The sequence below is a fragment of the Rhodococcus sp. 27YEA6 genome, assembly GCF_044908235.1.
Lineage (GTDB): Bacteria > Actinomycetota > Actinomycetes > Mycobacteriales > Mycobacteriaceae > Rhodococcus_F > Rhodococcus_F qingshengii.
On record NZ_JBIYCY010000004.1, the window covers coordinates 357135 to 370871 of the forward strand.

Annotated in this window: 13 protein-coding genes; 8 read left to right on the forward strand and 5 right to left on the reverse strand. The window is 64.3% G+C overall.

Going from position 1 to position 13737, the window contains the following annotated elements; all coding sequences use genetic code 11:
- The first annotated feature begins 112 nt into the window (after positions 1-112).
- Positions 113-934, forward strand: coding sequence for a dienelactone hydrolase family protein (locus ABH939_RS14260; RefSeq protein ID WP_030537052.1), 822 nt, complete (start codon positions 113-115; stop codon positions 932-934).
- Here the strand turns inward: ABH939_RS14260 and ABH939_RS14265 are convergent.
- Together ABH939_RS14265 and gcvT are read right to left on the reverse strand one after the other, a co-directional pair.
- Positions 928-2031 carry a branched-chain amino acid aminotransferase gene (locus tag ABH939_RS14265; RefSeq protein WP_003941766.1) on the reverse strand — a complete coding sequence of 368 codons (1104 nt, stop codon included), beginning with the start codon at positions 2029-2031 and terminating at the stop codon, positions 928-930. The genes ABH939_RS14260 and ABH939_RS14265 overlap by 7 nt on opposite strands.
- Before the next feature lie 32 nt (positions 2032-2063).
- Positions 2064-3164 (reverse strand): glycine cleavage system aminomethyltransferase GcvT, encoded by a 1101-nt coding sequence (gene gcvT, locus ABH939_RS14270; protein ID WP_003941726.1) that lies wholly within the window; start codon positions 3162-3164, stop codon positions 2064-2066.
- Positions 3165-3322: 158 nt separating this feature from the next.
- Here gcvT and ABH939_RS14275 point away from each other — a divergent pair, with 158 nt between their 5' ends.
- Complete coding sequence (locus ABH939_RS14275; protein WP_007730044.1) at positions 3323-4840, forward strand: leucyl aminopeptidase; 1518 nt, start codon at positions 3323-3325, stop codon at positions 4838-4840.
- Between the two features lie 55 nt (positions 4841-4895).
- On the opposite strand, the gene ABH939_RS14280 is transcribed toward ABH939_RS14275, so the two are convergent.
- The gene (locus tag ABH939_RS14280) at positions 4896-5246 is read right to left on the reverse strand and encodes a hypothetical protein (RefSeq protein ID WP_003941713.1); all 351 of its coding nucleotides are present in this window, start codon (positions 5244-5246) and stop codon (positions 4896-4898) included.
- 364 nt (positions 5247-5610) lie between these two features.
- Between ABH939_RS14280 and sucB the strand changes: the two genes are divergently transcribed.
- The 5 genes from sucB to ABH939_RS14305 all read left to right on the forward strand — a co-directional run bounded on the left by sucB (position 5611) and on the right by ABH939_RS14305 (position 11052).
- On the forward strand, positions 5611-7359 hold the full coding sequence (gene sucB / locus ABH939_RS14285) for a 2-oxoglutarate dehydrogenase, E2 component, dihydrolipoamide succinyltransferase (protein WP_058039509.1): 1749 nt from the start codon (positions 5611-5613) through the stop codon (positions 7357-7359).
- 120 nt (positions 7360-7479) lie between these two features.
- A complete protein-coding gene (locus ABH939_RS14290) occupies positions 7480-8367 on the forward strand; it encodes a TIGR01777 family oxidoreductase (RefSeq protein WP_030537054.1) in 888 nt (295 codons plus the stop codon).
- Between the two features lie 29 nt (positions 8368-8396).
- On the forward strand, positions 8397-9158 hold the full coding sequence (gene lipB, locus ABH939_RS14295; protein WP_003941602.1) for a lipoyl(octanoyl) transferase LipB: 762 nt from the start codon (positions 8397-8399) through the stop codon (positions 9156-9158).
- 51 nt (positions 9159-9209) lie between these two features.
- Positions 9210-10220: a lipoyl synthase gene (lipA, locus tag ABH939_RS14300; protein WP_003941610.1), complete on the forward strand. Its 1011-nt coding sequence runs from the start codon at positions 9210-9212 to the stop codon at positions 10218-10220.
- 76 nt (positions 10221-10296) lie between these two features.
- Entirely contained in the window at positions 10297-11052 is a 756-nt protein-coding gene (locus tag ABH939_RS14305; RefSeq protein WP_003941625.1) for a DUF4191 domain-containing protein, read from the forward strand.
- Positions 11053-11123: 71 nt separating this feature from the next.
- Here ABH939_RS14305 and ABH939_RS14310 read toward each other — a convergent pair whose 3' ends face one another.
- The gene (locus tag ABH939_RS14310) at positions 11124-11597 is read right to left on the reverse strand and encodes an RDD family protein (protein WP_003941579.1); all 474 of its coding nucleotides are present in this window, start codon (positions 11595-11597) and stop codon (positions 11124-11126) included.
- A 213-nt stretch (positions 11598-11810) separates the two neighbouring features.
- On the opposite strand from ABH939_RS14310, the gene glnA reads away from it, so the two are divergent.
- Complete coding sequence (gene glnA / locus ABH939_RS14315) at positions 11811-13247, forward strand: type I glutamate--ammonia ligase (RefSeq protein ID WP_003941609.1); 1437 nt, start codon at positions 11811-11813, stop codon at positions 13245-13247.
- A gap of 174 nt (positions 13248-13421) precedes the next feature.
- Here glnA and ABH939_RS14320 read toward each other — a convergent pair whose 3' ends face one another.
- Positions 13422-13685, reverse strand: coding sequence for a hypothetical protein (locus ABH939_RS14320; protein ID WP_125051366.1), 264 nt, complete (start codon positions 13683-13685; stop codon positions 13422-13424).
- Between the last annotated feature and the right edge of the window lie 52 nt (positions 13686-13737).

A 13737-nucleotide genomic window follows, 5' to 3' on the forward strand; every position in this document is an offset into this window, starting at 1 on the left:
CCCGCCCGAAAACATGGCGAACCGCCCTCTTCTGTAGTCGATCCCGCGCCGAAAGACTGTGCAGAGGAATTGTTTCGACTACTTGGGAGGGCTCACCGTGCCGAACCGGAGCATGACCGAAGACGATCCGCTCGAAGACTTCGACCGTCGAACGATCACCATCGACGCAGTGGCGAAGTCCGTGTACGTGGCCGGCACCGGTCCCGCAGTAATCGTCATGCCGGAGATGCCGGGCATCAGCCCGCATGTAGCGCGATTCGCCCGCTGGGTGCGCGACGCCGGTTTCACGGTCTTCGTTCCGTCACTGTTCGGCCGCGACGGAGCGGTCCCCACAGTGAACGAGGGGCTGACGGTATTCAAGAGAGCCTGCGTCAGTGCAGAATTCCGCGCCCTCGCTGCCGACGAACCGAGTCCGGCGGTCCGTTGGCTGCGTTCACTCGCCGCTTCGGCGCATGAGGAGAGCGGCGGTCCTGGCGTCGGCGTGATCGGAATGTGCTTCACCGGTAACTTCGCGTTGTCGATGATGCTCGAACCCTCGGTCATCGCGCCGGTTCTCGCCCAACCGTCGTTACCGCTCGATCGACCGGACGAAACCGACAGCGGGCCCGAAGAACTCGAAGCCGTGCGCTCGAGACTCGAGGCCGAAGACCTCACGGTGCTTGCATACCGCTTTCGAGGTGACTCGTTCTGCCGCGCACAACGATTCGCCGCCTATTCGAAGGCCTTGGGCGAGCGCTTCGTCGGGAAGGTACTACCCGACGAAGCGGCCAACGCGACAACGTCGCCGTTCTTCGAACACGTCATTGCCAATCCACACAGCGTGGTGACGGCTCATCTCGTCGACGAGGCGGGATCGCCCACCACCGTCGCACGAGACGAGATTCTGCAGTTCTTCCGGGAGCGATTGCTCGCGGAACGAACCAGCGATCAGTGAAGTTTCGTCATCCAGCCGTGGGTGTCGGCGAAGGTTCCGCGCTGGATACCCGTGAGGGTGTCGCGCAGTGCCATCGTCACCTCACCCGGCTCGCCGTCGGCGATGGTGAACTCGCCCTCGGCGGACTTGACGCGTCCGACGGGGGTGATGACTGCTGCTGTGCCGCAAGCGAAGACCTCGGTGATTTCACCGCTCTTGCACTTGGTGCGCCATTCGTCGGTGCTGATCTTGCGCTCCTCGACGGCGAAACCGGAATCGGCGGCAAGGGCGAGCAACGAGTTGCGCGTGATGCCGGGCAGCAACGAACCGGACAGCGACGGCGTCACGAGGCGAGCGTCGGGGCCCGAGCCGAAGACGAAGAACAGGTTCATTCCACCCATTTCCTCGACGTACGTGCGCTCGATGGCGTCGAGCCAGACCACCTGGTCGCACCCCTCGTCGGCGGCTTGCGCCTGGGCGAGGAGTGAAGCGGCGTAGTTGCCGGCGAACTTGGCCGCGCCGGTACCGCCGGGGGCCGCGCGAACGTATTCGGTGGACAGCCACACACTGACCGGCTTGACGCCGCGCGGGAAGTACGCACCGGCGGGCGAGGCAATCAGCAGGTAGCGGTACTCGTCGGCGGGACGGACACCGAGTCCGGCTTCGGTGGAGAACATGAACGGACGGAGGTAGAGCGCGTCCTCGCCACCGGCTGCGGGAACCCAGTCGAGATCGACGTCGATCAGTTCGGTGATGGAATCGATGAACATCTGCGACGGGAGCTCCGGCATGGCCAGACGGCGCGCAGATGCCGCGAAACGCTCGGCGTTGGCCTCGACGCGGAACGAGCTGATCTCGCCACCCGGCTGACGGTATGCCTTGAGGCCCTCGAAGATGGCCTGTCCGTAGTGCAAAACCATTGCGGCCGGATCGAGCTCGATGTTTCCGTACGGCAACACCTGGGCGTCGTGCCAGCCCTTGCCCGCGGTGTAGTCGATCGAGACCATGTGGTCGGTGAAGTGCCGCCCGAAGCCGGGCGCCGCCAAAATGTCACGGCGCTCGGCGTCGGACTTCGGGGACGAGCTCTGAACACGAACGAAATCGGCGGCACCTGTCATGGGCGCAATCCTATCGAACGTGAAAAAGCTCTCTACTTGGTGTTGGTCTCCACGAACGGAGGAGACACCACGACGCACCGAAGAGCACGACCACGGACGTCGACTTCGATCTCGTCGCCGGCCGAGACATTGGCACCGGAATCGAGGAGCGCCAACGCAATTCCCACTTTGAGCGAGGGCGAAAACGTCCCCGAGGTGGTCTCGCCGATTGCCTCGCCGTCACGCAGAACACCGAGGCCCGCACGAAGCACGCCGCGATCGAGAGCCTTGATCCCCCAGAGTTTGCGAGCCGGGCCGGCAGCCTTCTCGTCGGTCAAGGTCTCTTTGCCCCAGAATGTCGGCTTCTTCCAACCGATCGCCCATCCGCAGCGCGCTTCGAGCGGAGAAATCTCGAGCGAAAGCTCATGCCCGTGCAGCGGATACCCCATCTCGGTACGAAGAGTGTCACGGGCGCCGAGTCCGGCGGCCTGCCCACCCTCGGCGCGCACTGCCTCGAGAAGCGCGCGGAACAACGGCTCGCTGTCCTCCCACCGCGGCAGGAGTTCGTAGCCGACCTCACCGGTGTAACCGCTGCGGCACACACGAACAGGCACGCCGTTCCATTCCGCATCTTCGTACGCCATGTACTCGATCTCGGTGGGAAGTCCCAGAGCGGTCAGAACCGCCACCGATTTCGGACCCTGCACAGCCAGCACACCGTAGGCACGATGCTGATCCTCGACGGTGATTCCGTCCGGTGCGAGGGCGACCAGAGCCGCAACGACGTCCGCGGTATTGGCTGCGTTCGGGACGAGGAAGATTTCGTCGTCGCTGACGTAGTACGCAATGAGGTCGTCGATGACACCACCGGACTCGTTGCAGCACAACGTGTACTGAGCCTTACCCGGCCCGATCTTGTTCAAATCGTTGGTCAGTGCGGAGTTCACGAATTCCGCGGCGCCCGCGCCACGCACGACGGCCTTGCCGAGGTGACTGACGTCGAAGAGTCCGACATTCTCACGCACAGAGGTGTGTTCGGCCACGACGCCGGCGTACGAAACCGGCATCTGCCACCCCCCGAACGGCGCGAACGTCGCGCCGAGTTCGACGTGGACGGGGTGGATCGGGCCCTGCAACAGTTGTTCGTCGGTCATGGCCCACAACCTATCGGACTTCGCCGATCGAAACATGTCCGCAGCGAGAGCTCACCCGGCCGTGACGATCGCCCGTCCGCAAACTGCAAAGGGCCTAACATCGACTCAGGCATCCGCCAGAACCGGACGCATCGCACACTCACCTCACAGGAGACACCTTGAGCACTCGCACAGCCCGATCGTTGGGACCCGACCTCGTTCTCGCCGGCACAGTCGCCAAGCGCGCAGAGATACTGGTCGTCGGTCTGACGTCGGGTCCGGACGGCCCCGAAATCGCACTCAGCGAAGGCATCGTCGCCGAAGACGTACTCGCCGAGATCCTCGACAGCCTCATCGCCGTCGGCGCCACGGGCAAGCCCGAGCAGCTCACTCGTGTCCCGGCACCGAGCGAACTGTCGGTCACCAGCGTTCTCGCCGTCGGACTCGGCTCTGCCGACAAGCTCGGCAGCGAGCAGATCCGTAAGTCCGCCGGCGCCGCAGCTCGCTCGTTGTCCGGCATCGACACCGTCGCAACCACGCTCTCGATCCTCGACCTCGGTGCAGCCGCCGAGGGATTTGCGTTGGGCGCGTACAGCTTCACCGAATTCAAGTCGTCCATGACGGCTCCCGGTCCCGATTCGCAGCCACTGGCCCGCGTCGAACTTCTGGTGCCGTCGCCGCGCACGAAGGAGACCAAAGCGACGCTGGCACGGTCGGCCGCCATCGCCGAGGCCGTCGCCACCGCACGCGAGTTCGTCAACACTCCCCCGAGCCACCTCTACCCAGCCGAGTTCGCCGCGCGCGCGAAGGCACTGGGCGTCGAGGCCGGGCTCACCGTCCAGGTTCTCGACGAGAAGGCACTCGAGAAGGGTGGCTACGGCGGAATCATCGGCGTCGGCAAGGGCTCGTCACGCCAGCCGCGTCTCGTCCGCCTCGAATACGCGTCGAAGAAGCGTGGCGCCCGCAAGGTCGCACTGGTGGGTAAGGGCATCACCTTCGACACCGGCGGAATCTCCATCAAGCCCGCCGCCGGCATGGAGAACATGACCTCGGACATGGGCGGCGCCGCAGCCGTCATCTCCACCGTCGTGCTTGCCGCCAAGCTCGGCCTGCCCGTCAACGTCGTCGCATACGTACCGATGGCCGAGAACATGCCGTCCGCGACCGCCCAGCGTCCCGGCGACGTGCTGACCCAGTACGGCGGAATCACCATCGAGGTCGTCAACACCGACGCCGAGGGCCGTTTGATTCTTGCCGACGCGATGGTTCGCGCGGGTGAGGACAACCCCGACTACATGATCGACACCGCCACCCTCACCGGTGCGCAGATGGTCGCGCTCGGCAACCGCACCCCCGGAGTCATGGGCACCGATGAGTTCCGTGACCGCGTCGCCTCCATCTCGCAGAGCGTCGGCGAGAACGGCTGGGCCATGCCGCTGCCGGAGGAATTGCGCGGAGATCTCGACTCCAAGGTCGCCGACATGGCCAATGTCACCCCGCACCGCTGGGGCGGCATGCTGGTCGCAGCTCACTACCTCAAGGAATTCGTTCCCGAGGGTGTCCAGTGGGCGCACATCGACGTCGCGGGTCCGGCCTACAACACGTCAGGGCCGTGGGGTTACACCGGCAAGGGCGGTACCGGCGTTCCCGTTCGCACGATGATCTCGGTCCTGGAGGACATCGCGGTCAACGGCTGACCCCTTGCTGTGCGCCTTTATTAACCCCCCGCGGTTAATAAAGGCGCACAGCAGTTCAGGCGCCGTCGCGCAATTCCTGCTCTCGGGCCCGCTTGCGTTCGATTCGCTTACGTTCGTCGTGATCGCGCATACGCTGCGGATATCCCGTTTTTCGGACGTCGTAGACCGGGATCTTCAGGTCTTGTCCCAATTTGCGGGCACCACGTTCGCCGCCGACACGACGACGAGTCCACTCCCCGTCCTTCGCAACCAGGACGACGGTCACCTCGGTCACCGTCGTCTGCGGTTCCACATAGGCCTCGACGCCTTCGTGCGAGTGCGCCCAATTCGCCAGATGATCCGCATCACTTTGCGCTGCGGCCTGAGCCGCACTTGGCGGACGCTTGAAACGATCGAACAGTCCCACGGTCGTACCCTCCTCGGTACCGACGCCGCGGATGCACCCCGGCGATATGTCAAGTTTGCCAGGCGATGTCCGTTGTGCCTGCGCACGACATACCGTTTGGTCCGCTTACGACGTTACAGCCGGACCCCCGACGCATACCTACTCGCCAGTAGCCGACACACCCGAAACGGACGGCATCCCCCTCATCGGACACGCCCGGCGTATCAATGGAAAGATGAACGACGGTGACGCCGCGCCCGCGCGTCGACATCGGCAAAATAGCTACAAGTAGCCGCACGTCGCGCGCCACTCGAGCACAATGCATTACGACCACAAGTCGACAAAATTCAACAACCCGAACACAACTGTCGAGGAGTCAAAAGACATGGCCTTCTCCGTCCAGATGCCAGCCCTAGGTGAGAGCGTCACCGAGGGAACTGTCACACGGTGGCTCAAGCAGGAAGGAGACACGGTCGAAGTCGACGAACCCTTGCTCGAAGTCTCCACGGACAAGGTCGACACCGAGATTCCGTCTCCCGTCGCCGGCGTCCTGACCAAGATCGTCGCGCAGGAAGACGACACCGTGGAAATCGGTGGCGAGCTCGCCCAGATCGGTGAAGCCGGCGAAGCCGCAGCACCCGCGGCAGAGGCACCCGCCCCCGCCGCCGAGGAAGCTCCCGCCGAGGAAGCGCCGGCTGCCGAAGCTCCCGCTGAAGAAGCTCCCGCTGCCGAGGCACCCGCCGCTTCGAGCGGTTCCGCTGAAGGTACCGCCGTGACGATGCCCGCCCTCGGCGAGTCCGTCACCGAAGGCACCGTCACCCGTTGGCTCAAGGCTGTCGGCGACGAGGTTGCCGTCGACGAGGCGCTGCTCGAAGTCTCGACCGACAAGGTCGACACAGAGATCCCGTCCCCCGTCGCCGGAATCCTGCTCGAGATCAATGCGCAGGAAGACGACACCGTCGAGATCGGTGGCCAGCTGGCCGTCGTCGGATCCGGCGCACCCGCCGCGGCTCCGGCACCCAAGGCCGCTCCTGCAGCACCGGCAGCACCCCCTGCCCCCAAGGCCGAAGCCCCGAAGGCCGAAGCACCCAAGGCTGAAGCACCCAAGCCTGCCGCCGCACCGGCCGCACCCGCTCCGAAGCCTGCTGCGGCTCCCGCACCGGCGGCTGCCCCCGCAGCGTCCGGTGACAGCAGCCCGTACGTCACCCCGCTCGTGCGCAAGCTCGCCACGGACAACGGCGTCGACCTCGCGACCGTCACCGGCACCGGCGTCGGCGGCCGCATCCGCAAGCAGGATGTGCTCGCCGCTGCGGAGGCCAAGAAGGCTCCCGCCGCCGCTGCTCCTGCTGCAGCACCCGCGGCCGCACCGGCCGCCACCGCAGCCGCAGGCGTCCGACCCGAACTGGCACACCTGCGTGGAACCACGCAGAAGGCCAACCGTATTCGGCAGATCACGGCCACCAAGACACGTGAGTCGCTGCAGAACACCGCTCAGCTCACGCAGACCTTCGAGGTGGACGTCACCAAGATCGTCGCCCTGCGGGCCCGTGCCAAGGCCGGCTTCATCGAGCGCGAAGGCGTCAACCTGACGTTCCTTCCGTTCTTCGCCAAGGCAGTCGTCGAGGCGCTGAAGTCGCACCCGAACATCAACGCAAGCTACGACGAGGCTGCCAAGCAGATCACCTACTACGACGCTGAGCACCTCGGCATCGCAGTGGACACCGATCAGGGCTTGCTCTCCCCCGTCATCCACAACGCCGGCGATCTCGGCCTGGCCGGCTTGGCCCGCGCCATCGCCGACATCGCCAAGCGTGCACGCTCGGGTGGCCTGAAGCCGGACGAGCTCTCGGGTGGCACCTTCACCATCACCAACATCGGCAGCCAGGGCGCGCTGTTCGACACCCCGATCCTGGTACCGCCGCAGGCGGCCATGCTCGGAACCGGCGCGATCGTCAAGCGCCCGATGGTGGTCACCGACGAGAACGGCAACGAGTCCATCGGCGTTCGCTCGATGATCTACTTGCCGCTGACCTACGATCACCGTCTGGTCGACGGCGCCGACGCCGGCCGATTCCTCACCACTGTGAAGCAGCGGTTGGAAGAAGCCTCGTTCGAAGCTGATCTGGGCCTGTAAGCAACTGCTCGGCCGGCCGGGGCGTCATCTCCATCAGGAGGTGGCGCCCCGGCTTTTTCAGTACGGTCGGAGATATACGTTCGGATATCGAAGCACGCTGAATCGAAGGAGGCTTTCCGAATGCGAGTAGTCATCGCCGGCTCGTCCGGTTTGATCGGAACGGCCTTGGTGTCATCGTTGCGCTCCGACAACCACGACGTGGTGCGTCTGGTGCGACGCTCGACCGCCGGCCCCGACGAATCGCGTTGGGACCCGGACCACGACCGTCTGGACCTCTCCGTCCTGCAGGGCGCCGACGCCGTCGTGAACCTCTGCGGCGTCGGCATCGGCGACAAACGGTGGTCGGGTTCCTACAAGCAAGCGATCCGTGACAGCCGCATCGTCGCGACCGACGTCTTGGCCGAAGCGGTCGCGAGTCAGAAGGTTCCCGTCCTCGCCAACGCGAGCGCCGTCGGCTATTACGGCGACACCGGCGACAAGATCGTCGACGAGGATTCGCCGGCAGGCACAGACTTTCTCGCCACGACGTGTCGCGATTGGGAACTTGCCACCGAACCGGCGCGCGCGGCGGGTGCCCGCGTCGTCAATCTGCGGTCCGGCGTCGTGATTTCACCTCATGGGGGCATGCTCGGTCGGCTTCGGCGCCTTTATTCGTTCGGCCTCGGCGGGCGACTGGGCAACGGTCGCCAGTACTTTCCGTGGATCTCACTCGAGGACGAGTGCGACGCGATCAAGTTCGCGCTCACGAATTCCGAACTCTCCGGTCCCGTCAACCTGACCGGTCCGGCCCCTGTCACCAATGCCCAGTTCAATGACGCCATGTCCCGTGCGGTCCACCGACCGGCTCCCTGGATCGTTCCCGGGTTCGCACTCGAAGCGTTGATCGGAGAATTCGCCAAGAGCGGCATCCTCGGTGGCCAGCGCGCCATTCCCGCAGCTTTGGAAAGGGCGGGATTCTCTTTCCGCCACAACACGATCGGCGAAGCGCTGGCGGCCGCACTCGGTTGATTCCGAAGTCGGGCGTAATCTCTACGTCCATGAGCAGCGCTGCCGTTTCCGCCCGGTTCTCGAAACTGCCGATCGCCGTCGAGCAACTCGGTTCGATCGACTACAACGCCGCGTGGGACCGCCAGCGTGAGCTCGCGGCTGCGCGGGCGGACGACATCGGACCGGACACGCTACTGCTCCTCGAACACCCGCCGGTGTACACGGCAGGACGACGCACGGAACCCGAAGATCGTCCCGTCGACGGCACGCCTGTCATCGACGTCGACCGCGGCGGGAAGATCACCTGGCACGGCCCCGGCCAGCTGGTGGGATATCCGATCGTGAAACTGGCCGAGCCCATCGACGTGGTGCGGTATGTCCGACGCATCGAGGAAGCACTGATCACGGTGTGCACGGACCTCGGCCTGAACTGCGGGCGCATCGACGGCCGCTCCGGCGTCTGGCTGCCTGCCGAACTCGCAAACGGGCAATGGAAGCCCGAGCGCAAGGTTTCTGCCATCGGCGTGCGCGTCCAACGGGGCGTGGCACTGCACGGCTTCTCCCTGAACTGCAATTCGGTCCTGACCGGATTCGACAACATCATTCCCTGCGGCATCCGTGACGCCGGGGTCACGACGCTGTCGCATGAACTCGGTCGCGACGTCACCGTAGACGAAGTCACTCCCGCTGTGACCGAGGCAGTAATCGCTGCTCTCGACGGAACCATGCCCGTCACCGAACGGAACGTCGAGCGCGTCACCTTCGAAAGCGCCTCGCCTACTCCGACTTTTACTACCGTTCAGTACAGCTGACGGGCTCGCCCGAACCCCGTTGCAGTAATCACCGGGCGTAGGATCACTGTCGTGACTATCGCCCCAGAAGGACGTAAGCTGCTCCGTCTCGAGATCCGAAACGCGGAGACGCCCATCGAACGCAAACCCAACTGGATCAAGACCCGAGCAAAGATGGGCCCCGAGTACACGGAGCTCAAGGGCCTGGTCAAGCGTGAAGGTTTGCACACCGTCTGCGAGGAAGCGGGCTGCCCCAACATCTACGAGTGCTGGGAAGACCGCGAAGCCACGTTCCTGATCGGCGGTGAGCAGTGCACACGCCGCTGCGACTTCTGCCAGATCGACACCGGCAAGCCCGAAGCCCTCGACCGCGACGAGCCCCGTCGCGTCGCGGAAAGCGTTCAGGCCATGGGCCTTCGGTACTCCACGATCACCGGCGTCGCCCGCGACGACCTCCCCGACGGCGGCGCCTGGCTCTACGCCGAGACCGTCCGCAAGATCCACGAACTCAACCCGGGCACCGGCGTCGAGAACCTGGTTCCGGACTTCAACGGCAAGCCCGAACTGCTCGACGAGGTCTTCGCCTCACGCCCCGAGGTCCTCGCACACAACCTCGAGACCGTCCCCCGCATCTTCAAGCGGATCCGTCCGGCATTCCGGTACCAGCGCAGCCTCGACGTCATCACCGCAGCACGCGACTACGGACTGGTCACCAAGTCCAACCTGATCCTCGGCATGGGCGAAACCCCTGAAGAGGTCACCGAGGCGATGGCAGATCTCCACGCCGCCGGTTGCGACATCCTCACCATCACCCAGTACCTGCGACCCTCGCCCCGGCACCACCCCGTCGAGCGGTGGGTCAAGCCCGAGGAGTTCGTCGCACACTCGAAGGCTGCAGAAGAGATGGGCTTCGCCGGCGTCATGGCCGGTCCGTTGGTTCGCTCGTCGTACCGCGCCGGCCGCCTGTATGCGCAGGCCATGGCACATCACGGCCGTGAACTTCCCGAGGCGCAGCGTCATCTGACCGAGGGCGGCGACGCTTCCCAGGAAGCCAGCTCACTCATGGCGCGCCTGAATCGCTGATCCACTTTTTGCTGTGCGCCTTTATTAACCGCGGGCGGTTAGTAAAGGCGCACAGCAATGGACGTATCCTGGGTACATGGCGAACGGCAGCAAATCCGGTAAGGGCAAACCCACCAAAGAGGCAAAGGCTGCAGCGAAGGCTGCCCGCAAGCAGGCTTCCAAGGAACGTAGAACTCAGCTCTGGCAGGCATTCCAGATGCAGCGCAAGGACGACAAGCTCCTCCTGCCGCTGATGATCGGCACCCTCGTCGGTGCGGCTCTGGTCTTCTTCCTGGTCGGCCTCATCTGGGGCCTTCAGTGGTTCCTGCTGCCGATCGGCATCGTTCTCGGTCTCCTCGGCGCCTTCATCATCTTCGGTCGTCGCGTCCAGAAATCGGTGTACAAGAAGGCTGAAGGTCAGGCCGGTGCCGCTGCGTGGGCGCTCGACAACATGCAGGGTGCGTGGCGCGTCACGAATGCCGTCGCCGGCACTACCCAACTCGATGCCGTTCACCGCGTCGTCGGACGGCCGGGTGTCATCCTCGTCGCCGAAGGTTCGCCGCAACGCGTCAAGGGCCTCCTCGCGCAGGAGAAGAAGAAGACTGCCCGCCTCATCGGCGACACCCCGATCTACGACATCATCATCGGAAACGACGAGGGCCAGGTTCCGCTCTCGCAGCTCCAGCGCTACTTGAACAAGTTGCCCCGCAACATCGACACCAAGCGCATGGACAACATCGAAGGTCGCCTCGCTGCGCTCAGCGCACGCGGCGGCGGAGCAGCGCTTCCCAAGGGCCCGATGCCCGGAGGCGCGAAGATGAAGGGAATGCAGCGAACCATTCGTCGTCGCTGACACTCCCCCACAGCAAACGAAAGACCCGGGCCCATACGGACCCGGGTCTTTCTTCGTTCGAGAAGTTTGTGTCAGCGCGATTTCACGAGCAAAGTGCCGGTCGCGCGGTCCTGCATACCGCGACCGTCGATGTCGGTGATGGTCGCGGGAATCACGAACACAAGCAGTGCCTGACGTCCAAGCGCGCGCACGAAGCCCACTCGGATCGGGCCTTCGATACGCGCAACCTGAAGTCCGAGGACGAACTGCCCAGGGGTGAAGTTGAACAGAGCCACGGTGACGACACCGACGGCGAACCACACCATCAGCGTGACAGTCGAGGTCATACCGTCGAAGAAGTCACCGGTGATGAGCGAGGCCACTCCCACAGCCATCACCCAATCCACCAACAGTGCCGCGATACGACGGCCCGAACCGACCAGCGAACCCGGACCCTCCTGAGGGAAACCGAGGAGCTCGCCACGGTACGACTGCTCACGGCCGTCCGCGCTCTTCGGCAAAGCTGCTTGCGGCCCAGAGAGCCAAGTTCCGGTGATACGTGCCATGCTGTCCAGGATAGGCGTCGCGGCACCGTAGTCCAGATTTGCCGGGTTTTAACTGTGTGGCCGGTCACATGGACTTCGGAAATCCCCAGGATGCTGCGACGCGTAACACTGCCGAAACAAAGGGTTGACGAGCGGGCAACACCAGCTCCCTACCGTCTGCCTCGACGGATTCAACCGACATCACTTGGCTGAAGCGACTTAAGGAGCACAAGCGTGGCGTTCACCACGGCCGAAGAGGTCATCAAGTACATCGCGGACGAGAACATCGAGTACGTCGACATTCGGTTCAGCGACCTGCCCGGCGTCCAGCAGCACTTCTCGATCCCGGCGTCTGCTTTCAACCAGGACGTGTTCGAGGACGGCCTCGCATTCGACGGATCTTCGGTCCGCGGATTCCAGTCGATCCACGAGTCCGACATGATGTTGCTTCCCGACGTCACCACGGCGCAGATCGACCCCTTCCGCAAGGCGAAGACCCTCAACATCAACTTCTTCGTGCACGACCCGTTCACCCGTGAGTCCTACAGCCGCGACCCGCGCAACGTTGCCCGCAAGGCCGAGGAGTACTTGGTCAGCACCGGCATCGCGGACACCGCATTCTTCGGCGCCGAGGCCGAGTTCTACATCTTCGACTCGGTTCGCTACGACTCCGGCATGAACTCCGCTTTCTACGAATTGGATTCCATCTCCGGTTCCTGGAACACCGGCGCAGAGACCAACGCCGACGGCTCCCCCAACCTCGGCTACAAGGTTCGCGCCAAGGGTGGCTACTTCCCCGTCGCTCCGTACGACCACTACGTGGACCTGCGCGACGAAATCTCCACCAACCTGACCAACGCAGGCTTCGAGCTCGAGCGCGGCCACCACGAGGTCGGCACCGGCGGACAGCAGGAGATCAACTACAAGTTCAACACGCTGCTCGCAGCTGCTGACGACCTGCAGCTGTTCAAGTACATCGTCAAGAACACCTGCTGGCAGCACGGCAAGTCCGCAACCTTCATGCCGAAGCCGCTCTTCGGTGACAACGGCTCGGGCATGCACGTCCACCAGTCCCTGTGGAAGGACGGCAAGCCCCTCTTCCACGACGAGTCCGGCTACGCAGGCCTCTCGGACATGGCGCGCCACTACATCGGCGGCATCCTGCACCACGCTCCGTCGCTGTTGGCCTTCACCAACCCGACGATCAACTCGTACCACCGTCTGGTGCCGGGCTACGAAGCCCCCATCAACCTCGTGTACAGCCAGCGCAACCGCTCGGCAGCTGTCCGTATCCCGATCACGGGCAACAACCCGAAGGCAAAGCGTCTCGAGTTCCGCGCACCCGACTCCTCGGGTAACCCGTACCTCAACTTCGCTGCACAGATGATGGCCGGCCTGGACGGCATCAAGAACAAGATCGAGCCGATGGCTCCGGTCGACAAGGACCTCTACGAGCTTCCCCCGGAGGAGGCTCGCAACATCCCGCAGGCTCCGACCAGCCTCGAGACGGTCATCAACCGCCTCGAAGCCGATCACGAGTACCTGACCGAGGGTGGCGTCTTCACCACCGACCTGATCGAGACCTGGATCTCGCTCAAGCGTGAGCAGGAAATCGCTCCGGTCAACCTGCGTCCGCACCCGTACGAGTTCGAGCTCTACTACGACGTGTGATCCGCATCCTGACGTAAGTCAGACCTGCGAGTACCGAGTCCACCCGTCCCGCTTCTGCGGGGCGGGTGGACTTGTTTCGGTCCGATCGAATGTGTCCGCCGCACATGTGCCCGTAAGTGCCGAGCATTGCCTTCGCACTCGGGAGCCGCATCCCGAGGCTGAACTGTCTTGATATCAGCTCCCGACGCGATGAGCAGCGAGGCGAGAAAGTGCCGCAAGTCGTGAAGCTGAACTCGTCCGGTAGGTCCACCTCCCCGTCACCGTCACCGTCCGCAGGGTCCGCTCGATCAACCCCGACGCCGCGTCCATTCCTGACCCGTTCGTCACCATCTGCTCATGCGGCCACTGCAGTTCCGACGAGGAGAGCATGAGCGTGAGTGTCTGCGGCACCGAAATCGACGCATCACTCCCCTGGTCTTTAACGGTTTGTCCGGCCACTGCTGTTTCCGGTGCACAGCCCCACGGGTGAAATCGACGTCAGCAACACGAC

What these genes read in the sequence shown, in the direction of transcription:
- ABH939_RS14290 (WP_030537054.1), top strand. Translation starts at nt 7,480, where the DNA reads ATGCGAGTAGTCATCGCCGGCTCGTCCGGTTTGATCGGAACGGCCTTG.
- sucB (WP_058039509.1), top strand. Translation starts at nt 5,611, where the DNA reads ATGGCCTTCTCCGTCCAGATGCCAGCCCTAGGTGAGAGCGTCACCGAG.
- ABH939_RS14310 (WP_003941579.1), bottom strand. Translation starts at nt 11,597, where the DNA reads ATGGCACGTATCACCGGAACTTGGCTCTCTGGGCCGCAAGCAGCTTTG.
- ABH939_RS14260 (WP_030537052.1), top strand. Translation starts at nt 113, where the DNA reads ATGACCGAAGACGATCCGCTCGAAGACTTCGACCGTCGAACGATCACC.
- ABH939_RS14265 (WP_003941766.1), bottom strand. Translation starts at nt 2,031, where the DNA reads ATGACAGGTGCCGCCGATTTCGTTCGTGTTCAGAGCTCGTCCCCGAAG.
- ABH939_RS14305 (WP_003941625.1), top strand. Translation starts at nt 10,297, where the DNA reads ATGGCGAACGGCAGCAAATCCGGTAAGGGCAAACCCACCAAAGAGGCA.
- gcvT (WP_003941726.1), bottom strand. Translation starts at nt 3,164, where the DNA reads ATGACCGACGAACAACTGTTGCAGGGCCCGATCCACCCCGTCCACGTC.
- lipB (WP_003941602.1), top strand. Translation starts at nt 8,397, where the DNA reads ATGAGCAGCGCTGCCGTTTCCGCCCGGTTCTCGAAACTGCCGATCGCC.